Origin of the sequence: Streptomyces sp. Tue6028 (assembly GCF_002300165.1) — a bacterium.
Classification (GTDB): Bacteria; Actinomycetota; Actinomycetes; order Streptomycetales; family Streptomycetaceae; genus Streptomyces; species Streptomyces siamensis.
The window spans coordinates 122,634-144,146 of the sequence record NZ_MLCE01000008.1 but is presented as its reverse complement, the minus strand read 5'-3'; the positions used below and the strand labels follow the sequence as shown (position 1 = coordinate 144,146).

The following is a 21,513-nucleotide window of genomic DNA, read 5'->3' as shown; positions in this document are numbered from 1 at the left end:
AGTGATCGGCCTCGGCGAGTCGCCCCGTCCGCCGCGCCCCGTACCGGCGACGGTCCCGGAACACCCGTACGGCCTGGCATCCTTGGCGGAGTACGCGAAGTCCGCGGAGCACGCGGAGCGCGCTGTGCGTCACACTCCCGCACGAACCTTCTGTACGTTTCTTCGTGACCGTCCGACGCCGAACCAGGAGCCCCGGCCGCGTGACCCACGTGAGCAGCCACCCGCCGCACGGCCAGTCCGCCCTGCGCACCGTGCAGGTGCTCGGCGGCGGGAGCGCGGGCAGCAGCGCGCATGTGCGGTCGCTCGCCGCGGGCCTGGTGGCCCGAGGGGTGCGCGTCACGGTGTGCGCTCCCGCCGAGGCGGACCGGGCGTACGGCTTCACGCACGTGGGCGCGCAGCACGTGCCCGTGCCGCGCAGCAGCGACCCCGCCTCCGTGACCGCGCTGCGGGCGGCGTGCGCGGACGCCGACCTGGTCCACGCGCACGGACTGCACGCCGGGCTGCGGGCGATGCTGGCCCTCAGCGGACTGCGTGTACCGCTCGTCGTCACCTGGCACACGCGCGCGCACGCCGAGGGAGCCCGGGCCCATCTGCTGCGGCTGCTGGAGCGGAGGGTCGCCCGGGCCGCCGCCGTGGTGCTGGGCACCTCCTCCGATCTGGTGGACCGGGCGCGCAGAAGGGGCGCCCGCGACGCACGGCTCGCCGCCGTCGCCCTGCCCGCGCCCCGCACCCCCGCGGAGCCGCAGGACCCCGACCTCTCGCCGCTCAAGGTGCGGGCCGAACTCGGCGCCACCGAACGCCCGTTGCTCATGGCCGTCGGCTCGCTCGACCGGCATCGCGGCTACGACGTCCTGCTGGACGCGGCACGCTCCTGGCGGCGCCTCGATCCCGTGCCGCTGCTCGTCATCGCGGGGGAGGGGCCGCTGCGGGCGGTGCTCCAGCGGCGGATCGAGGACGAAGAGCTGCCCGCCCGTCTGATCGGACGGCGCGGTGATGTCGCGGACCTTCTCTCGGCCGCCGATCTCGTACTGCTGCCCAGCAGTTGGGAGTCGCGCTCGGTCCTCGCGCAGGAGGCCCTGCACGCGGGCGTGCCGCTCGTCGCCACCGCGGTCGGCGGCATCCCCGAACTCGTCGGCGACGCCGCCGAACTCGTCCCGTACGGCGACGCGGACGCCCTCGCCGATGCCGTGGTGCGCCTGCTCGGCGACCCCGCACACCGGGAACTCCTGAAGGAGCGGGGCACCCGGCAGGCCGCCGGCTGGCCGACCGAGGACGAGACGGTGGCCCAAGTACTCAGCGTTTACGACGAGTTGACGCAGACTCAGCTCCTTGCCTGAGCTCCCTCGCCGCGGACCGGCTACGGGACGTGGCGGCGGGCCCGCAGCGCCAGACTCAACGCCATGACCGTCTGCGGGTCGTCCAGGTCCGTGCCGAGCAACTCGCCGATCCTGGCTAGGCGGTTGTAGAGGGTCTGCCGGTTCAGGTGCAGCTCGCGGGCGGTCTCCGCCTTGCGGCCCGCGTGCGCCAAGTAGGTCTCCAGAGTGGGCAGCAGAGGCGGCTTGGAGCGGTTGTCGTGGTCGCGCAGCGGGCCGATCGCGCGGTCCACGAAGGCCGCCAGGTCCGGATGGTCGCGCAGCCGCCACAGCAGCAGGTCGATGTCCAGGCGGCGCGCGTCGTACCAGGGGCGGTCCGACAGGCCCTGCGCCGCCGTCGCCGTCTCCGCGGCGTGCCGCAGACCGGCCGAGGCGGCGGTCCAGCCGCCCGCGACGCCGACGACCACCACCGGCGGCTGTGCACCGGGCCGTTGCATGCCCGCGCGTTCCACACCGGCCCGCAGCGCCGCGGCGACCCGGTCCGCCACCGCCGGGCGTTCGGACTCCGAGCGCAGTCCCACGAGCAGCGGCACGCGGCCCTCGACGGGGCGCACGCCGAGCAGCAGGGGGACTCCGACCGAGGCCAGCTCCTCGGCGACCGCGCGGGCCAGGACCGCCCAACCGCCGCCGGGGGAGGGGCCGTCGGCGAGACGCATGACGACCGGGAGGAGTGGCCCGGCACCGGGCTTGAAGCCGAGTACCCGGGCCTGCGCGGGCGCGTCCTCGGCCGCGATACGGCCCTCGGCGAGATCGGTGAGGAAGTCGCCGCGCCCGCGCGCCGCGAGCTCCTCCTCCTGGCGGGCCTGCATCAGGACGACGGCCAGGATGCCGGCGGCCCGCTCCGCCGCGATCCGGTGCACCGGAGCGACAGGATTGCCGACCGGCAGCAGAACGAGACGTGCCCGCACCGAGCCCGAGCCGGGGCCGCCCCCGGGCACGTCCACGAGCGTCGTGCCGGCGGGCGGCTCCTCCTTGTGCTGGCCGCGCAGGCCCTCCCACACCTGGAGCGGGTCGGCACCGGCGGACTTCGTCCCGGCGGCGTACAGCAGCTGTCCGTCCGCCGTCTCCAGGAAGACCGGGTCGCCGCTGAAGTCCGCCAGGATGTCCAGGACTTGGGGCACACCGCCGCCGCCGAGGAGCGCCTCCGTGCAGCGCCTGTGCACCTCCTCGGCCTGCTGGAGCAGCGCGTAGTGGCCGTTGACGATCTCGGTGTGCACCTCCTCCGTGACCGTCACGAACGGCACCTCGCGGTGCAGCTGGACCAGCGGAAGACCGGCGGCCCGTGCCGTGTCGACGAGCGCGGAGGGCAGCCGGGTGAAGCGTGGTCCCAGCTCCACGACGAGCGCGGCGATACCGCGCTCGGCGAGGGTGCGGACGAAGGCGCGCTGGTCCGCGGGGCGGGTGCCGAGCCCGTATCCCGTCGTCAGGAGCAGCTCGCCGCCCTTGAGCAGCGAGGCGATGTTCGGGACCTCGCCCGCGTGCACCCAGCGCACGGTGCGCTGCAGGCGGTCGGCTCCGGCGAGGATCTCCGGCAGTCCGCTGCGCAGTCCGGGCAGCTCGAGGGCCCGCTGCACGGTGATTCCGGCGCCCTGGGTGTCGTAACGGCTGTCCATACGGCGGACGCTACCCGTGGATGCGTTCCGGGGGCATCTTCCGGGGTTCCGGAAAGCTCCGCGGGACCGGCCCCGGCAGGCGCCGCGGGACCGGTCGGAGGGTGCCGGGCCCGGTGCTGGCCGCCGTGCTCACTCCGGTACGGGCCTGATGTTGTGGTTGAAACGGAAGACGTTGTCGGGGTCCCACGAGGCCTTCACCGCGGCCAGACGTCTGAGGTTCTCGGCGCCCAGACCGGCCACGATCCGGTCCGCGCCCTCGTCGCCGATGAAGTTGAGGTAGACGGCGCCGGTGCTCCAGGGCCGCACGCTCTCCCGGACCTCCCTGACCCAGTCGATGCACCGTTCGTCGTCGGCGGGGTCCTCCCAGACGCCGAAGGGATGCACCACCCAGGGCGCGTCCCGGTACGGCACCGGGTAGTCGGCGGGCCCGGTGGCGATCGCGCCGCCCTGCGGGAACAGCACGTGCTGGGTTCCCGTGGGCACGGGCACCCGCTCGCCGAGGGAGTGGAAGACGTCGAGCATGGCGTCGGGAGCCGCCGCCATGTACTCCGCGGACCAGTAGTTGCGCATGTCGGGAGGGTCGTCGAACATCGTCTGGAACTCCGCGTACGGCATGGCCGTCACGATCTCCGCCTCGTGCGGCAGCGCCAGCAGCGGCTGGGCGACCTTGCGCAGATCCTCCTCGCCGCCCGTGTACGTCACCACGGCGGCGAGCAGCCGCGTGCCCACCAGATGGGCGGGGATGAAGTTTTCCGGGGGACCGGTCAGATAGAGGATGCCGCCGCCCGCCTCCTGCGGGCCGGTCGTGATGATCTCGCGGTAGGTGCGCAGCACGTCCGGCCCGTGCTCGGGGAGGAAGATCACCAGGGCGAAGGAGAACTCGGGCAACTCGTGCAGGTGCAGGGTGAGCGCGGTGGCGACACCGAAATTCCCGCCGCCGCCGTGCAGCGCCCAGAACAGTTCCGGGTTCTCGTCGTGGCTCGCGCGGACGGCCGTACCGTCCGCGGTGACGAGCTCGACGCCGAGCAGATTGTCGATGGCGAGGCCGAACGCCCGGTCCAGCCAGCCGGTGCCGCCGCCCAGCACGAAGCCGCCGACGCCGGTCGTGGAGGCGCGGCCCCCCGTGGTCGCCATGTGGTGGGGCTGGGTGGCGGTGTCCATGTGCCTCATCGTGGCGCCGCCCTGGATGCGTACGCTCGCCGATCCGGGGTGCACCGTGACCTCGTGCATCCGCCGCAGGTCGATCACCAGGGCGGCGTCACCGAGGGCCATGCCCGCCACGCTGTGCCCGCCGCCGCGGACCGCGACCGCCAGGTCCAGGTCCCGTGCGAAGCGGACCGAGCGGATCACGTCGGCGTCGTTCTCGCACTGGGCGATCACGGCGGGCCGCCGGTCGATCATCGCGTTGAAGACGACCCGGGCTTCGTCGTAGCCCGGGTCGTCCGGGGCGAGGACCTCGCCGCTCAGATCCGTGCGGAGCGCGGCGAGCGCCGCGCCCGCCTTCGAAAGGGGAGCCATCGCAGCCGCCCCCTTTCCGGCAGGGGACAGGACTGCTTCAAGCGTAGGCGGGCACGGCGGATCCCTCTTGTTCGGCGGGGTGCGCCGGTTCAGCCGCCGTACGCTCCCGAGGCCGTCAGACGCAGTGCCGTGTCGATCAGGGGGACGTGGCTGAACGCCTGCGGGAAGTTCCCCACCTGGCGCTGCAGGTGCGGGTCCCACTCCTCGGCGAGCAGCCCGAGGTCGTTGCGCAGGGCCAGCAGGCGCTCGAACAGCTTGCGGGCCTCGTCGACCCGGCCGATCATCGCGAGGTCGTCGGCCATCCAGAACGAGCAGGCGAGGAACGCGCCCTCGTCGCCCTCCAGACCGTCCACGCCCGCGTCCTCACCGGCGGTCGGGTAGCGCAGGATGAACCCGTCCGGGGTCGACAGCTCGCGCTGGATCGCCTCGATCGTGCCGATCACCCGCTTGTCGTCCGGCGGCAGGAAGCCCATCTGCGGGATCAGCAGCAGCGAGGCGTCCAGCTCCTTGGAGCCGTACGACTGCGTGAACGTGTTGCGCTCCTTGTCGTAGCCCTTCTCGCACACGTCCCGGTGGATGTCGTCGCGCAGTTCGCGCCACTTCTCCAGCGGACCGTCCGCGTCACCGGACTCGATGAGCTTGATGGTGCGGTCGACGGCGACCCAGGCCATCACCTTGGAGTGCACGAAGTGCCGGCGCGGGCCCCGCACCTCCCAGATGCCCTCGTCGGGCTGGTCCCAGTGGTCCTCCAGGTAGCGGATCAGCTTCAACTGGAGCAGCGAGGCGTAGTCGTTGCGGGACAGGCCCGTCATGTGGGCCAGGTGCAGGGCCTCGGTGACCTCGCCGTACACGTCGAGCTGGAGCTGGTGCGCGGCGCCGTTGCCCACGCGGACCGGCATCGAGTTCTCGTACCCGGGGAGCCAGTCGAGTTCCGCCTCACCCAACTCCCGCTCGCCCGCGATGCCGTACATGATCTGCAGGTTCTCCGGGTCGCCCGCGACGGCGCGCAGCAGCCATTCGCGCCAGGCGCGCGCCTCCTCGCGGTAGCCGGTGCGCAGCAGCGAGGAGAGGGTGATCGCGGCGTCGCGCAGCCACGTGTACCGGTAGTCCCAGTTGCGTACGCCGCCGATCTCCTCCGGGAGCGAGGTCGTCGGGGCGGCGACGATCCCGCCCGTCGGCGCGTACGTCAGGGCCTTCAACGTGATCAGCGAGCGGACCACGGCCTCGCGGTAGGGCCCGTGGTACGTGCACTGCTCGACCCAGTCGCGCCAGAAGTCCTCGGTGGCCACCAGGGACTGCTCCGGCTCGGGCAGCGCGGGCGGCTCCTTGTGCGAGGGCTCCCACGAGATGGTGAACGCGATCCGGTCGCCCGGCGCCACGGTGAAGTCGGCGTAGGTGGTCAGCGCCTTGCCGTAGGTCTCGCAGGCCGTGTCGAACCACACCGAGTCGGGCCCGGCGACGGCGACGGTGCGTCCCTCGTGCTTGTGCACCCAGGGGACCACGCGCCCGTACGAGAAACGCATTCGCAGCGCGGAGCGCATCGGCACCCGGCCGGTGACGCCCTCGACGATCCGGATCAGCTGCGGCGCGCCGTCACGCGGGGGCATGAAATCGGTCACCCGGACCGTGCCCCGCGGGGTGTCCCACTCGGATTCGAGGATCAGCGAGTCGCCGCGGTACCTGCGGCGTGCCGCCGTCGGCGGTTCGGCATCGGCCGCGTGCGCCGGGCCGAGCCGCCAGAACCCGTGTTCCTCCGTGCCGAGCAGCCCCGCGAAGATGGCATGCGAGTCGAAGCGGGGCAGGCACAGCCAGTCGACTGTGCCGTCCCGGCAGACCAGCGCAGCTGTCTGCATGTCTCCGATGAGTGCGTAGTCCTCGATGCGCCCGGCCACGTGCATCTCCAGTCGAACGGCCACGTCGCCCCCCGTCAGGGGCGGTCGCTCTTGCGGTCAGGGGAACGTATGTAACGGTCAGGGGGGAACGTATGTAATGCGAAGCGTCTGTTGTTGCGGAACGTTGGTGTTGCGCCGCTGCGGAACGTCAATTGTCGGTGCGATTGTCGTTGCGAAACGAACTGACGAGCTCTCTTTGTTCCGGGATACCGGCGGGGATGGTGCCGTGTGCCGGCCGGGCTCGGCAGCGAGTGTCCGAGCAGGATACGACGCACCTGGAAGATCCGCGTGCCGCTCACGGCAACCCGGGTGGGCCGATCGAGTGAGGGCTGTGCGGGCTCTGTGCCCAGGTGTGCGCGGAGCGTGGCCGGAAGCGGTCCTGTTCTGTCGCTGATACCCTGGTAGCCCGTGGACCGGTGGGCAAGAAACCCCCGAACCGCAGCGACGGCACCTCCGGAGATCTCCGGACCCCACGCCGGCACGCACCCCAGACCGCGACCACGGGAGCCCCCCTTTGGCCATGCCGCCCAAATCCACGACGACCAAGCACATCTTCGTCACCGGGGGTGTCGCCTCCTCCCTCGGCAAGGGCCTCACCGCCTCCAGCCTGGGCGCGCTGCTCAAGGCGCGGGGCCTTCGGGTCACCATGCAGAAGCTCGACCCGTACCTGAACGTCGACCCCGGCACCATGAACCCGTTCCAGCACGGCGAGGTGTTCGTCACCAACGACGGCGCCGAGACCGACCTGGACATCGGTCACTACGAGCGCTTCCTCGACGTGGACCTGGACGGCTCGGCCAACGTCACCACCGGTCAGGTGTACTCGACGGTGATCGCCAAGGAGCGGCGCGGCGAGTACCTGGGCGACACCGTGCAGGTCATCCCGCACATCACCAACGAGATCAAGCACCGCATCCGCCGCATGGCCACCGACGACGTCGACGTCGTCATCACCGAGGTCGGCGGCACGGTCGGCGACATCGAGTCCCTGCCGTTCCTGGAGACGGTCCGCCAGGTCCGTCACGAGGTCGGCCGCGACAACGTCTTCGTCGTGCACATCTCGCTCCTTCCCTACATCGGCCCGTCCGGGGAGCTGAAGACGAAGCCGACGCAGCACTCGGTTGCGGCGCTGCGCAACATCGGTATCCAGCCGGACGCGATCGTGCTGCGCGCCGACCGCGAGGTCCCCACCGCGATCAAGCGGAAGATCTCACTGATGTGCGACGTCGACGAGGCGGCCGTGGTCGCGGCCATCGACGCCAAGTCGATCTACGACATCCCGAAGGTCCTGCACACCGAGGGCCTGGACGCGTACGTCGTGCGCAAGCTGGACCTGCCCTTCCGCGACGTGGACTGGACGACCTGGGACGACCTGCTCGACCGCGTCCACAACCCGCTCCACGAGATCAACCTGGCCCTGGTCGGCAAGTACATCGACCTGCCCGACGCCTACCTCTCGGTCACCGAGGCGCTGCGTGCCGGCGGCTTCGCCAACAAGGCCCGTGTGAAGATCAAGTGGGTCACGTCCGACGACTGCAAGACCCCGGCGGGCGCCGCGAAGCAGCTCGGCGACGTCGACGCGATCTGCATCCCCGGCGGCTTCGGCGACCGCGGCGTCTCCGGCAAGGTGGGCGCCATCCAGTACGCCCGCGAGAACAAGATCCCGCTGCTGGGCCTCTGCCTCGGCCTCCAGTGCATCGTGATCGAGGCCGCGCGCAACCTGGCCGACATCCCGGACGCCAACTCCACCGAGTTCGACTCCGGCACCGCGCACCCGGTGATCTCCACCATGGCCGAGCAGCTCGACATCGTCGCCGGCGAGGGCGACATGGGCGGCACCATGCGCCTGGGCATGTATCCGGCCAAGCTCGCCGAGGGCTCCATCGTGCGCGAGGTGTACGACGGCAAGGAGTACGTCGAGGAGCGCCACCGTCACCGCTACGAGGTGAACAACTCCTACCGCGCCGAGCTGGAGAAGAAGGCCGGTCTGCAGTTCTCCGGCACCTCCCCGGACAGCAAGCTGGTCGAGTACGTCGAGTACCCGCGCGACGTCCACCCGTACCTGGTCGCCACCCAGGCCCACCCCGAGCTGCGCTCCCGCCCGACCCGCCCGCACCCGCTGTTCGCGGGGCTGGTCAAGGCGGCCGTGGCACGCAAGACGGGCAAGTAACGCAAGGGTTGTACGGTGGCCGGGGTGCGCGTCTTGCGAGGTGCGCGCCCCGGTTCCGTCACAGGACCGGATCTTTCGCACGTGTGGGAGGACAGGCCATGACGATCAAGGACACCGCCGAGGAGTGGGAGGTCCGGGCGACCGAGACCCCGTTCAAGGGCAACAAGACCTCGGTGCGCACCGACGACGTGGTCATGCCCGACGGCTCGGTGGTCCGCCGCGACTACCAGGTCCACCCCGGGTCCGTGGCCGTCCTCGCCCTCGACGAGGAGGACCGCGTCCTGGTCATCCGCCAGTACCGCCACCCCGTGCGCCACAAGCTCTGGGAGATCCCCGCGGGCCTGCTCGACATCCCCGGCGAGAACCCGCTGCACGCCGCGCAGCGCGAGCTCTACGAAGAGGCGCACGTCAAGGCGGAGGACTGGCGCGTGCTGACCGACGTCTACACCACTCCCGGCGGCTGCGACGAGGCCGTGCGGATCTTCCTCGCCCGCGACCTCTCCGAGGCGGAGGGCGAGCGTTTCGAGGTCGAGGACGAAGAGGCCGACATGGAGCTGGCCCGGGTGCCCGTCGCGGACCTCGTGCGCGGTGTGCTCGGCGGTGACCTGCACAACAACTGTCTGGTCGTCGGCGTCCTCTCGCTGATCGCCGCACGGCAGGGCGACGGCCTCGACGCGCTGCGCCCGGCCGAGGCGCCCTGGCCCGCGCGCCCCTTCGAGGTCTGACGCCCGCCCACGGGTTCCTGCCGCCGCGCGTGGCACACCGCCGGTCCTACGATCGCCTGATCCGATCGGGGGACGTGCCCGCCGCGCTCCGCACGGTTCGTCGCAGAGCGTGAACTAGGCTCTGGAAACGCCCGAACCGGAGTCCCGGCGGGCTTGCGCGTGCAGTGGGACGGGAGTGTGGCCCGTGACGGAACCGGCCGTGGAAGACGGCGGCACGAACGTGTCGGCGAAAGGGCAGCCGCCGGCTGTCGAGTCTGTTTCCACGGAGAGTCAGTTCCTCGGCCGTACAAGAGAGTTGAAGGAACTCAGGGCCGACATCGAGCGTGCGGGCCTGGACACCCTCTCCGGGCGCAAGGCGCCTCGCGCGCGCGTGCTGCTCATCGCGGGCAAGCCCGGATCCGGGCGTACCGCGCTCGCCGAGGAGCTCTCCCGGCAGGTTGCCGAGCGTTACCCCGACGGGGTGCTGCGCGCGCGGCTCACCGAACCCGACGGCATCCGGGTGCCCACCGAACGCACCGCGCGGGAACTGCTCGTCGCCCTGGGGCTTTCGACGCCTCCCGGAGCCGACGCCGACGACCTGGGCGAGGCCCTGCGCGAGGCCCTCGCCGTGCGCCGGGTGGTGCTGCTGCTCGACGACGCGGCCGACGCCGAGCAGGTCGACGCCCTGCTCCCGGACGCGCCCGAGTGCCTGGTCGTCGCCGTCTCCGGAGGGCCTCTCACCGGCATCGCGGACGTCCGCCCCTGCACGCTGGGCGGCATGGACACCAAGTCCGCCCTGGAACTCCTCGGCCGGTACACCGGCTCGGTCCGCATCACCGTCGACCCGCTGGCCGCCGAGGGCCTGGTCGAACTGTGCGCGGGCCAGCCCGCGGCCCTGGCGCTCGCCGGCGGCTGGCTCGCCGCCCGGCCCGCGTCGGCCGTCGCCGACCTCACCAAGCACCTGCGCACCGACGGCGAGGAAGGCACGCCCCTCGACCGCGTCTTCCGCCTCTCGTACGACTCGCTCCAGGCCGCCGCGGCGCGGACGCTGCGTCTGCTGTCCCTGGCCCCCGCGGGCCTCGTGGACCCGCACACCGCCTCCGCGCTGGCCGGCTGTTCGGTCGGCGCCGCCCGCTCCGCCCTGGACGAATTCGTCACGCTCGGTCTGTTGCGCTCCGTCGAGTCGCCGCTGTCGCAGTACGAGGTGCCCGGCTGTCTGCTGCCCCTGCTGCGGGCGATGACGGAGATCCACGACCGCCCGTCCGAGCTCCAGCTGGCCCGCGCCCGCATGCTGGAGCGGACCGTGCGGCTGCTGGTGTCCTGCCGCGCCATCACGGAGACCGACAGCTCGCCGGCCCGCGAGAAGCTCGCCGGGATGCCCCGCGCCCTGCGCTTCCCCACCCCCCGGGCCGCCGCCGAGTGGCTGGAGATCCGGCAGCCCGCGCTGCTGGCCTCGGCCCGGCTCGCGGTCGCCGACGGGGAGCTGGACACGCTGGCCCGCCGCCTCATGGCCGCGCTGGTCAGGGCGATGGTCGCGCACGTCGGGACGCGGGCCGCCGCCCCCGAGCTGTACGGCATCCACCGGCTCGTCCTGGACGTCGCCGAGCGGCGCAGCCTGCCGCGCGAGAAGGCCGCGGCGCTGCTGAACCTCGCCGACCTGGACGCGCAGACCGGCCGGACCGCCGACGCCCTGGTCCGCTACCGGGCCGCGCTGGACGCCGGACGCGAGGCGAACGACCCGTACGCGACCGGCCGCGCGATGGAATCCGTAGGCGGTGCCCATCAGGAGCTGGGGGACTTCGACCGGGCCGCCGACTGGTACGGCAGGGCGCTCGCCCAGCGCCTGGCCCGCGGGGAGAGCGTGGACGCCGCCCGGCTGTACGGCCGCATCGCCACCGCGCACACGTACGCGGGCCGCTACGGCGAAGCCCTGCGCAACTGGCGCGCCGCCGTCACCGGACACCGGCGCAACGCCGACGTGGCCGCGCAGGCACGGGCGTTGAGCGAGATGGCCCGGGTGCAGGAGTACGCGGGGCGGCCCGAGGAGTCGCTGCGCACCTGCCAGGAGGCCGTCGAATGGGCGCGGCACGCGGACGACGTGCGCCTGCAGGCGGCGCTCCAGCTCAGGCTGGCCGACACGCTGGACCGGCTCGGTGACCCGGCGGCCGCCCGGCTGCACCGGGGCGCGGCGGAGCGCATGCTGGGAGACGAGCTGCCCGAGGGCACATCCAGCCGGGAACACGACGCTAACGCCTGCGAAATCCGTAGTGCATCCACTGAAGATTGATGCATTGAAAGGCTAGACAGAGAGAATCCCTTCATTAGACTGGCTCCGCCGCGTTCCTTCGTGGTGTCTCCCGATGTGCTCCGGTACGTCAGGTATGACATGCATTGCCTGGCTTGCATCGCCTCGGCATGCATAGCCCCAGAACCCTCTGAGCCAAGGACCGTGATCGACGTGAAGGTCGGCATCCCCCGCGAGGTCAAGAACAACGAGTTCCGGGTGGCCATCACCCCCGCCGGCGTGCACGAGCTGGTGCGCCACGGCCACCAGGTCGTCATCGAGCGCGGCGCCGGTGTCGGCTCGTCGATCCCGGACGAGGAGTACACCGCCGCAGGCGCGCAGATCCTGGAGACGGCCGACGAGGTGTGGGCCGCCGCCGACCTGCTGCTCAAGGTCAAGGAGCCGATCGCGGAGGAGTACCACCGCCTCCGCAAGGACCAGACCCTCTTCACCTACCTGCACCTGGCCGCCTCCAAGGAGTGCACGGACGCGCTCCTGGAGTCCGGGACCACGGCGATCGCGTACGAGACGGTCGAGCTCCCCAGCCGCGCGCTGCCGCTGCTGGCCCCCATGTCCGAGGTCGCGGGCCGCCTCGCCCCGCAGGTCGGCGCCTACCACCTGATGCGCGCGGCCGGTGGCCGTGGCGTGCTCCCCGGCGGTGTCCCGGGCGTGCTGCCCGCCAAGGCCGTCGTGATCGGCGGTGGCGTCTCCGGCTGGAACGCCGCGCAGATCGCCATCGGCATGGGCTTCGAGGTGACGCTGCTCGACCGCGACATCAACAAGCTGCGCGAGGCGGACAAGATCTTCGGCACGAAGATCAAGGCCGTCATGTCCAACTCCTTCGAGCTGGAGAAGGCCTGCCTGGAGGCCGACCTCGTGATCGGTGCCGTGCTCATCCCGGGTGCCAAGGCCCCGAAGCTGGTCACCAACGAGCTGGTGTCCCGGATGAAGCCGGGAAGTGTCCTTGTCGACATCGCGATCGACCAGGGCGGCTGCTTCGAGGACTCGCGTCCCACCACCCACGCCGAGCCGACCTTCCCGGTCCACAACTCGGTCTTCTACTGCGTCGCCAACATGCCCGGCGCGGTGCCCAACACCTCCACGTACGCGCTGACCAACGCCACGCTGCCGTACATCGTCGAGCTCGCGAACCGCGGCTGGGTCGAGGCGCTGCGCCGTGACCCCGCGCTGGCCAAGGGTCTCAACACCCATGACGGCAAGGTCGTTTACCGCGAGGTCGCCGAGGCGCACGGCCTCGAGCACGTCGAGCTGGAGACGCTGCTCGGCTGAGTCATCGACCGGTAAAAAGTCGATACTCCCCGGCCCGCACTTCGCTCGATCGGGGGGAAAACGTCACCGGTCGTCAACACCGCGCACCCGGCCGGACCTTGCCCGACAAGGTCCGGCCGGATGTGTGTCGGGTCACTTTGCGACACTCGTTCAACTCGCCGCGAACGTAACCCTTCGACCGATTCGCACACCGGTGAAACCTGCCGTGCGACGGCCTTACGCCCTTGACAGAGGGGTGTTCGGTTGCCGACACATCGGGTCGGGTCCGGCGGATTGTGTTGCTGCGGACCGGTGACACGCCATAGAGTCGCCAACCGTCGGCATGGTGCCACGCTGACCTATCTAGAAGTTTCCTGGTCACCAAGGAGGTAAGACGACTTGTGAATGAGTCGACATTTACTCCCGGGGGTGGTCAACCAGGAATGCCGGCGCGGGGCCAGGGCCCCACGGAGCTCAAGGCTGTCGGCTCCGTCGCTGTCCGAACCTTCGCAGCCCACCAGAGTCCCCGGATGACTCAGACAGCACACCAGAGCATGGATGGCCATCACGTGAACGCCATGGCCGGCAACGGAAGTGGCGAGAACCGCACCCACTTCGCCGACTACGACGAACTGCCCGAGGGGCACTTCTACGACCCCGACGCCGAGTACGAGCCCGATCCGGAGTACGCGGCCACGCTCGCGCCCGACGCGGCCCGTCAGCGTCGCGAGCGCGTCGGACCGACCGGCCGCCCGCTGCCGTACTTCCCGATCCCGGGCCCGCTGACCGACCACGGCCCCGCGAAGATCATCGCGATGTGCAACCAGAAGGGCGGCGTCGGCAAGACCACGTCGACCATCAACCTGGGCGCCGCGCTCGCGGAGTACGGCCGACGGGTCCTGCTCGTCGACTTCGACCCGCAGGGCGCGCTCTCGGTCGGTCTCGGCGTCAACCCCATGGAGCTCGACCTCACCGTCTACAACCTGCTCATGGAGCGGGGCATGGCGGCCGACGAGGTGCTCCTGAAGACAGCGGTCCCGAACATGGACCTGCTGCCCAGCAACATCGACCTGTCCGCCGCCGAAGTGCAGTTGGTGAGCGAGGTCGCCCGTGAGTCCACGCTGCAGCGCGCCCTGAAGCCGCTGATGGCCGACTACGACTACATCGTGATCGACTGTCAGCCTTCGCTCGGCCTGCTCACCGTCAACGCCCTGACGGCGGCTCACAAGGTGATCGTGCCGCTGGAGTGCGAGTTCTTCGCCCTCCGTGGTGTCGCGCTGCTCACCGAGACCATCGAGAAGGTCCAGGAGCGGCTCAACCCCGAGCTGGAACTCGACGGCATCCTCGCCACGATGTACGACTCCCGCACGGTGCACAGCCGCGAGGTGCTCGCGCGCGTGGTCGAGGCCTTCGACGATCACGTCTACCACACGGTGATCGGCCGCACGGTCCGCTTCCCGGAGACCACGGTCGCCGGTGAACCGATCACCACGTACGCCTCCAACTCCGTCGGTGCCGCCGCCTATCGCCAGCTCGCCAGGGAGGTGCTCGCCCGGTGTCACGCCGAGTGAGTCTGCCGGGGGCCGACGAACTGTTCCGTACCACCGGGGGAATGGCGCTCCAGGCGTCCACGCCCTCACGCCGGACCAATGGCGAGGCGCGGGTTCCGGCGCCCGCGGGTGACAGCGACGCGGCCGCCGCGGGGGAGGACGCGCCTCAGTCGGTGCCCGTCCAGGGCGGCGACGGCGAGGGCGACGAACACGTCGCGGCGGACGCCGAGCCGGCCGACGCGGGCGAGTCCCGCAGCCGGGGTGCCGCCGCGGAGCGCACGGGACGGCGCCAGGCGCCGCAGGAGGGCTCCTCCGCCGCCCAGCCGTCCCGCAAGCGGGGGCGAGCCGCCAACCGCCGGCCCAGCGGCCGGGAGCGGCACGACGAGAAGATCACGGTGTACGTGTCCGCCGAGGAGCTCATGGACCTCGAGCACGCCCGGCTGGTGCTCCGCGGCGAGCACGGTCTCGCCGTCGACCGCGGGCGGATCGTCCGCGAGGCGGTGGCCGTGGTGCTGGCCGACCTGGAGTCCCGGGGGGACGCGAGCATCCTCGTACGACGGCTGCGCGGGCGGTAGCGGTAGCCTGCGACGGCTATGACCTCGAACGACGCCCCTGTCCCCGCCGCCGGCCCCGGCGGGCGTCGGCGTGTCCTGGGGCGGGGCCCCGGGGCGACGCCACCGCCCGAGACGCCGGCCGCGGCCTCGCCGCCGCAGCCTCCGGGCGGAGCGCCCGCGCTTCCGGCGGAAGCCGAGGCGGCCGCGTCGCCGCAGGTGGACGAGGCGAGCGAGCCGATCGCGTCGACCGAGGCGGTCGGTCCGGCCGCGCGGGTCGGCGCGGGTGAGTCGCCCGCCGGGGGCGAGCAGCCTGCCGCGGTCGTGGAGTCCGTAGAGGTCGTGCAGTCCGAGGCGGTCGCGGTATCCGTAGAGGTCGTGGAGACCGAGGCGGTCGCGGCATCCGTAGAGGTCGTGCAGTCCGAGGCGGTCGTGGAGCCTTTCGCCGTCGACGGTCTTGCCGGGGCTGTGCCCGGGGCCGCGGTCGCGACGCGGGGCACCAGGGACGTCGGTGCGGATGCCGTGCCTGCGCCCTCCGAGGGCTCCGACGAGGCCGATGACGGGGTCTTCAAGGTGCGGCTCTCGAACTTCGAGGGCCCCTTCGACCTGCTGCTCCAGCTGATCTCGAAGCACAAGCTGGACGTCACGGAAGTGGCGCTGTCCCGCGTGACCGACGAGTTCATGGCGCACATCAGGGCGATGGGACCGGACTGGGACCTCGACCAGACGACCGAGTTCCTGGTCGTCGCGGCGACCCTGCTCGACCTCAAGGCAGCCCGGCTGCTGCCCGCCGCCGAGGTCGAGGACGAGGCCGACCTGGCGCTGCTGGAGGCCCGGGACCTGCTCTTCGCGCGGCTCCTGCAGTACCGCGCGTACAAGCAGATCGCGGACATCTTCAACGCGCGGCTGGAGGAGGAGGCCCGCCGGTACCCCCGTACCGTCGGGCTCGAGGACCACCACGCGGAACTGCTGCCCGAGGTCGTCATCAGCATCGGGCCGGAGGGCTTCGCGAAGCTCGCGGTCAAGGCGATGCAGCCGAAGCCCAAGCCGCAGGTCTACGTCGACCACATCCACGCGCCGCTGGTCAGCGTGCAGGAACAGGCCGGGATCGTGGTGGCGCGGCTGCGCGAACTCGGCGAGGCGAGCTTCCGCGCACTGGTCGAGGACACCGACGACACCCTCACCGTCGTGGCCCGCTTCCTGGCCCTGCTGGAGCTCTACCGGGAGAAGGCCGTCGCCCTCGACCAGGAGGAGGCCCTCGGGGACCTGCTGGTGCGCTGGACGGGCGGCGAGGGCGACGAGCAGCCCCGGGTCACCGACGAGTTCGACCGGCCCCCCGAGGAACCGACGGGCAAGGGCGACGCCAAGGGGACCGGCACGGGCAAGGACGACGCCAAGGGGACCGGCACGGGCAAGGAGGAGAAGGCGTGAGCGAGGACATCAGCGAGATCCCGGCAGGGCTGCGCACCGTCGCCGACCTCGATCTCAAGCCGGCCCTGGAGGCCGTCCTCATGGTCGTCGACGAGCCGGCCACCGAGGAGCACCTCGCCAAGATCCTGGAGCGGCCGAAGCGGCAGATCGCGGACGCGCTGCGGGAACTGGCCGACGAGTACACGGTTCAGGGCCGCGGCTTCGAGCTGCGGCTCATCGCGGGCGGCTGGCGGTTCTACACCCGGCCCGCGTACGCCACGGCCGTGGAACGCTTCGTCCTGGACGGGCAGCAGGCCCGGCTCACCCAGGCGGCGCTGGAGACGCTGGCGGTCGTCGCGTACCGCCAGCCGGTCAGCCGTTCCCGGGTCTCGGCGGTCCGCGGAGTGAACTGTGACGGTGTGATGCGCACCCTCCTCCAGCGCGGTCTGGTCGAGGAGGCGGGCACGGAACCCGAAACAGGTGCGATCCTGTACACGACGACGAACTACTTCCTGGAGCGAATGGGCCTGCGCGGCCTGGACGAGCTCCCGGAGCTCGCGCCCTTCCTCCCCGAGGCGGACGCGATCGAGGCCGAGACGCAGGAAGGTGTTCCGTCGTTCGACCCGGACGCACCTGACGCTCCGGGGACAGACGACGCAGACGACCAGACGGAATTTTGATGCGAAGCAGCGGCAGCGGCAGCGGCAAGAGCGGTGGGCGCGGTAATTTCCGCGGTGCCGGCAACGACAGGGACCAGAAGCAGGGGCAGGGCCGCCCCCGCAAGCCCCGCCCCGAGGAGCGCCGCTACGACGTGGGCCCCGGGGCCTCCCCGGACGGCCCGAAGTCCGGACGCGGCAGCTCGGCCCGCGGCGGTGCCAAGGGCGGACCCAAGCAGAGCCAGCAGCGTGGCGGCCGTACGGAGCCCGCACGCTCCCGCGAGTACGAGACGCGGGCCGAGGAGCGCAACAGGGACCGGTACGCGGGCAAGAAGGACATCAAGCTGCCCAAGACCTTCCCCGGCGCCGAGCAGGAGGGCGAGCGCCTGCAGAAGGTGCTCGCGCGCGCGGGCTACGGCTCCCGCCGTGCCTGCGAGGAGCTGGTCGAGCAGGCCCGGGTCGAGGTCAACGGCGAGATCGTCCTGGAGCAGGGCCTGCGCGTCGACCCGGAGAAGGACGAGATCAAGGTCGACGGGCTGACGGTCGCGACGCAGTCGTACCAGTTCTTCTCGCTGAACAAGCCCGCCGGTGTCGTCTCGACCATGGAGGACAACGAGGGCCGTCAGTGCCTCGGCGACTACGTGACGAACCGCGAGACGCGGCTCTTCCACGTCGGCCGGCTCGACACCGAGACCGAGGGCGTCATCCTGCTCACCAACCACGGTGAGCTGGCCCACCGCCTGACCCACCCCAAGTACGGCGTGAAGAAGGTCTACCTCGCGCACATCGTGGGCCCGATCCCGCGCGACCTGGGCAAGCAGCTCAAGGACGGCATCCAGCTGGAGGACGGGTACGCCAAGGCGGACCACTTCCGCGTCGTCGAGCAGACCGGCAAGAACTACCTCGTCGAGGTGACCCTCCACGAGGGCCGCAAGCACATCGTGCGCCGCATGCTCGCCGAGGCCGGGTTCCCCGTCGACAAGCTGGTGCGGGTGGCCTTCGGCCCGATCACCCTGGGCGACCAGAAGTCGGGCTGGCTGCGCCGCCTGTCGAACACCGAGGTCGGCATGCTGATGAACGAGGTCGGCCTCTAGGGGCTGGGCTCCCGCGCCCTACGACGGCCGGTTCCGGAACTTCTCCGGGACCGGCCGATTCGTTTTCGCCGCCCCGCCGGTCTGTACCGGTGAACGATCCGCCGGTCCGTACCGGCGCGGGAGCCGCCGGGCGTGGGCCGGCGGGAAGGGAGCGGGCATGACTGCGACGACCGACCGCGAGGAGTTCGTACGGCTCACGGACCCGTACCGGCGGGAGCTGCTCGCGCACTGCTACCGCATGCTCGGATCGGTGGACGACGCCGAGGACCTCGTCCAGGAGACCTATCTGCGGGCCTGGCGGGCGTACGGCGGGTTCGAGGGCCGCGCGTCCTTGCGGACCTGGCTGCACCGGATCGCCACGAACACGTGCCTGACGGCCCTGGAGGGCCGTGTGCGCCGTCCGCTGCCCGCCGGCCTCGGCGGACCCTCGGACGCGCCCGAGGAGCCGCTGAGGGCCCCCGCGACGGACGTCGAGTGGCTCCAGCCGCTGCCCGACGCGCTCGTCGACCCGGCGACCGTGGTGGCGGCCCGGGGGAGCCTGCGGCTCGCGCTCGTCGCCACGCTCCAGAACCTGCCCGCCCGGCAGCGGGCCGTGCTCATCCTGCGGGACGTGCTGGCCTGGCGCGCGCCCGAGGTCGCCGCGCTGCTCGGGACCTCGACCGCGGCCGTCAAGAGCACCCTCCAGCGCGCGCGTGCCCGGCTCGACGAGGTGGCGCCGGAGGAGGACCTGGTGACCGAACCGGACGTCGCCCGGGACCGCGAGCTGATCGACCGCTACATGGCGGCCTTCGAGCACGCCGACATGGACGCCCTGCTGGAGCTCCTCCAGGACGGCGTCGAACTGGAGATGCCTCCTCACCTGGACTGGTTCCGCGGCACCAAGGACGTGCTGCGCTTCCTGGGGGCGCGGGTCGGCGAGCCGGGACGGGTCCGGATGCTGCCGACGGGGGCCAACGGACAGCCCGCGGTGGGGTCGTACGAGAGGGGCGCGGACGGCGCGTACCGGGCGCACTCCTTGCAGGTGCTCGATGTGACCGGCGCACATGTTCCGGATCTGCGCGACGCGCACGCAGCGCCTGCGCTCGGCGTACGCGGAGCGCGCATCGCGCGGATCACCGCCTTCCTCGACCCGGACCTCTTCGCGCGCTTCGGCCTGCCCAAGGTGCTGCCGCAGGTGCTCCGGTGAACTCCGGTGAGCTCCTGGAGCGTTCGCTCGCCTATGCCCTGGGAAGCGTCGCCGTGGTGGCGCCCGGCACGCTGGGACGGGCCACGCCCTGCGCGCGCTGGGACCTGGGGGAGCTGCTGCGGCACCTCGACGACTCGGTGGACGCGCTGTACGAGGGCGTCACCGACGGGCAGGTGGGGCTGTGTCCCACCGCGGGCGCCGCCGATCCGGTGTGCGCCTTCCGGGAGCGTGCCTGCGCGCTGCTGGGCGCCTGGGCGGTGGCCTTCGGCGACGTGCCGCACGCGGGCCGCCCGCCCGGCACGGACGGGCCTTCGGCCGGGCGCGCCGCGCGCCGCGGCGGGGCCTTCGCACGCGGCCTCCCGGGCACGGGCGAGCCCCTCGTGGGCGTGGGCGACCGGTCGCTCGGGCTGGGCGTGCTCGCGGCGGTCGGCGCCGTCGAGATCGCGGTGCACGGCTGGGACGTGGCGCAGGCGTGCGGGACGTCCCGGCCGATCCCGCCGGCGCTCGCCGCCGAACTGCTGCCCGTGGCGCGGTGCGTCGTGGACGACGCCGACCGCGGGGTGCGCTTCGCCGAACCGGTCGGCGCGCCGACGTCGTGGCCCCGGCCCGGAGACCGTCTGGTGGCCTTCCTCGGGCGGCGCCCCGGACCGCCGCGATTCCTTTCCGGACGGGGCCCGGTCTGCCTTCCGTGAGTGATCCCTCGACCTCACGGAAGGAACCGACATGGCTGACACCCTGCGCGCCCCGGTCCGCGAACCCGCTTCCGGTGCCGCACCGCCACGACGCGCGTGGACCGTCGTCCTGGCCGGACTCGGGGCGCTGCTCTGCTCCCTGGACGTGGTCGTCGTCTCCACCGCGCTGCCCGCCCTGCGGGCGGACTTCGGGGCGAGCCTGTCCGACCTGGAATGGACGATCAACGCCTACAACCTCGTCTTCGCCTGTCTCACCCTGACCGGTGCCGCGCTCGGCGACCGGTTCGGACGGCGCCGCATGTACGTCGCGGGACTCGCCGTCTTCACCGCGGCCTCGGCCATGGCGGCGCTCGCGGGAAGTCCCGGCCAGCTGATCGCCGCGCGCGTGGTCCAGGGCGCCGGCGCCGCCGTCCTGCTGCCGCTCACGCTCACCCTCATCAGCGACGCGTTCCCGGCGGAGAAGCGGGGCGTCGCCATCGGCCTGTGGGGCGGGGTGACCGGGCTCGGCGTGGCGGCCGGACCGGTGCTCGGCGGCGCGGTCACCGAGGGCCTGTCCTGGCAGTGGATCTTCTGGCTGAACGTGCCGACGGGTCTCGCGATGCTGCCGGCGGCCGCCCGCAGGCTGCGGGAGAGCCACGGTCCCCGTCCACAACTCGACGTCGTGGGACTGCTGTTGGCGGCGGTCGGGCTGACCGGACTCTCGTGGGCGCCGGTGCGGGCCCCGGAGGCGGGCTGGGGGAGCGCCGAAGTGCTGGTCGCGCTGGCCGTCGGAGTGGTCTTCGTGGCGGCCTTCCTCGGCTGGGAGCACACGCGGGCCCGCTACCCGATGCTGCCGCTCACCCACTTCCGCCGACGCGGCTTCTCCACCGCCAACGGCGCCGCGTTCCTGACGTTCATGTCCCTGCTCGGTTCCCTCTTCATGATCTCGCAGCTCTTCCAGCTGGGTCTCGGCAACTCCCCGCTGGCGGCGGGCGTCCGCATCCTGGTGTGGACGGGGATGCCGCTGCTCGTCGCGCCGGTCGCGGGCGCGCTCGCCGACCGGTTCGGCAACCGGCCCTTCATGCTCGCGGGACTCGTCCTGCAGGCCGTCGGGATCGGCCTGCTGGCCTGGCAGGTCGAACCGGGCGTCTCCTACGGCAGCCTGGTCCTGCCGCTGGTCGTCGCGGGTGTCGGCATCTCCATGGTCTTCCCCACCGTGGCGAACGCGGTGACGTCGTCGGTGCCGCCCGAGGAGGCGGGCGTCGCGGCCGGGGTCAACAACGCGCTGCGCGAGCTGGGCGGGGTCTTCGGAGTCGCCGTGGCCGCGGCCGTGTTCACGCGGTACGGCGGCTACGGCTCGGCGCGGTCCTTCGTCGACGGCTGCGGACCCGCGCTCTGGGTCTCGGCGGGGGCCGCCGCGGCGGGCGCGGTGGTGGCGGCGTTCGCGCCGTCGCGCGCCGGAGACTGACACCGGGGCCGGGCGGACGGAGCCGGGGGAGCGCGCACCCCGGCTCCGTCCGCCCGGCGTCAAATTCCCGCGCTCAGAGGCTTGTTGGCGCTCACCCACCCCTT

General features: G+C 72.1%; 16 protein-coding genes. 13 read left to right on the top strand and 3 right to left on the bottom strand.

The features are described from left to right. The first annotated feature begins 200 nt into the window (after positions 1-200). On the top strand, positions 201-1,337 hold the full coding sequence (locus BKI49_RS07175) for a glycosyltransferase family 4 protein (RefSeq protein WP_095933344.1): 1,137 nt from the start codon (positions 201-203) through the stop codon (positions 1,335-1,337). Positions 1,338-1,357: 20 nt separating this feature from the next. Here BKI49_RS07175 and BKI49_RS07170 read toward each other — a convergent pair whose 3' ends face one another. From BKI49_RS07170 to BKI49_RS07160, 3 genes are all read right to left on the bottom strand, one after another. Continuing rightward, positions 1,358-2,986 carry a PucR family transcriptional regulator gene (locus BKI49_RS07170; RefSeq protein ID WP_095933343.1) on the bottom strand — a complete coding sequence of 543 codons (1,629 nt, stop codon included), beginning with the start codon at positions 2,984-2,986 and terminating at the stop codon, positions 1,358-1,360. Positions 2,987-3,115: 129 nt separating this feature from the next. Next, a complete protein-coding gene (locus BKI49_RS07165) occupies positions 3,116-4,504 on the bottom strand; it encodes an FAD-binding oxidoreductase (RefSeq protein ID WP_095933342.1) in 1,389 nt (462 codons plus the stop codon). Between the two features lie 89 nt (positions 4,505-4,593). Next, complete coding sequence (locus BKI49_RS07160; protein WP_095933341.1) at positions 4,594-6,402, bottom strand: glycoside hydrolase family 15 protein; 1,809 nt, start codon at positions 6,400-6,402, stop codon at positions 4,594-4,596. A gap of 514 nt (positions 6,403-6,916) precedes the next feature. Between BKI49_RS07160 and BKI49_RS07155 the strand changes: the two genes are divergently transcribed. From BKI49_RS07155 to BKI49_RS07100, 12 genes are all read left to right on the top strand, one after another. Continuing rightward, positions 6,917-8,566, top strand: a complete 1,650-nt coding sequence (locus BKI49_RS07155) for a CTP synthase (RefSeq protein WP_095933340.1) — start codon at positions 6,917-6,919, stop codon at positions 8,564-8,566. A gap of 98 nt (positions 8,567-8,664) precedes the next feature. Beyond that, positions 8,665-9,291 carry an NUDIX domain-containing protein gene (locus BKI49_RS07150; RefSeq protein WP_095933339.1) on the top strand — a complete coding sequence of 209 codons (627 nt, stop codon included), beginning with the start codon at positions 8,665-8,667 and terminating at the stop codon, positions 9,289-9,291. 184 nt (positions 9,292-9,475) lie between these two features. Continuing rightward, positions 9,476-11,557, top strand: a complete 2,082-nt coding sequence (locus BKI49_RS07145) for a tetratricopeptide repeat protein (RefSeq protein WP_095933338.1) — start codon at positions 9,476-9,478, stop codon at positions 11,555-11,557. Between the two features lie 162 nt (positions 11,558-11,719). Further along, on the top strand, positions 11,720-12,844 hold the full coding sequence (gene ald, locus BKI49_RS07140) for an alanine dehydrogenase (protein ID WP_179332357.1): 1,125 nt from the start codon (positions 11,720-11,722) through the stop codon (positions 12,842-12,844). A 422-nt stretch (positions 12,845-13,266) separates the two neighbouring features. Further along, positions 13,267-14,394: a ParA family protein gene (locus tag BKI49_RS07135; protein ID WP_078629463.1), complete on the top strand. Its 1,128-nt coding sequence runs from the start codon at positions 13,267-13,269 to the stop codon at positions 14,392-14,394. After that, positions 14,379-14,948 carry a hypothetical protein gene (locus BKI49_RS07130; protein ID WP_095933337.1) on the top strand — a complete coding sequence of 190 codons (570 nt, stop codon included), beginning with the start codon at positions 14,379-14,381 and terminating at the stop codon, positions 14,946-14,948. Before BKI49_RS07135 ends, BKI49_RS07130 begins: the two co-directional genes overlap by 16 nt. A gap of 18 nt (positions 14,949-14,966) precedes the next feature. Then, positions 14,967-16,355, top strand: coding sequence for a segregation and condensation protein A (locus BKI49_RS07125; protein ID WP_257004646.1), 1,389 nt, complete (start codon positions 14,967-14,969; stop codon positions 16,353-16,355). Further along, a complete protein-coding gene (gene scpB, locus BKI49_RS07120; protein ID WP_095933336.1) occupies positions 16,352-17,014 on the top strand; it encodes an SMC-Scp complex subunit ScpB in 663 nt (220 codons plus the stop codon). Before BKI49_RS07125 ends, scpB begins: the two co-directional genes overlap by 4 nt. After that, positions 17,014-18,084, top strand: coding sequence for a pseudouridine synthase (locus BKI49_RS07115; RefSeq protein WP_095933335.1), 1,071 nt, complete (start codon positions 17,014-17,016; stop codon positions 18,082-18,084). The genes scpB and BKI49_RS07115 overlap by 1 nt, the downstream gene beginning before the upstream one ends. A 157-nt stretch (positions 18,085-18,241) precedes the next feature. After that, positions 18,242-19,270 carry a sigma-70 family RNA polymerase sigma factor gene (locus BKI49_RS07110; RefSeq protein ID WP_095933334.1) on the top strand — a complete coding sequence of 343 codons (1,029 nt, stop codon included), beginning with the start codon at positions 18,242-18,244 and terminating at the stop codon, positions 19,268-19,270. Next, on the top strand, positions 19,267-19,962 hold the full coding sequence (locus BKI49_RS07105; RefSeq protein ID WP_095933333.1) for a DinB family protein: 696 nt from the start codon (positions 19,267-19,269) through the stop codon (positions 19,960-19,962). Before BKI49_RS07110 ends, BKI49_RS07105 begins: the two co-directional genes overlap by 4 nt. A 31-nt stretch (positions 19,963-19,993) precedes the next feature. After that, on the top strand, positions 19,994-21,409 hold the full coding sequence (locus BKI49_RS07100; RefSeq protein ID WP_095933332.1) for an MFS transporter: 1,416 nt from the start codon (positions 19,994-19,996) through the stop codon (positions 21,407-21,409). The last annotated feature ends 104 nt before the right edge of the window (positions 21,410-21,513 follow it).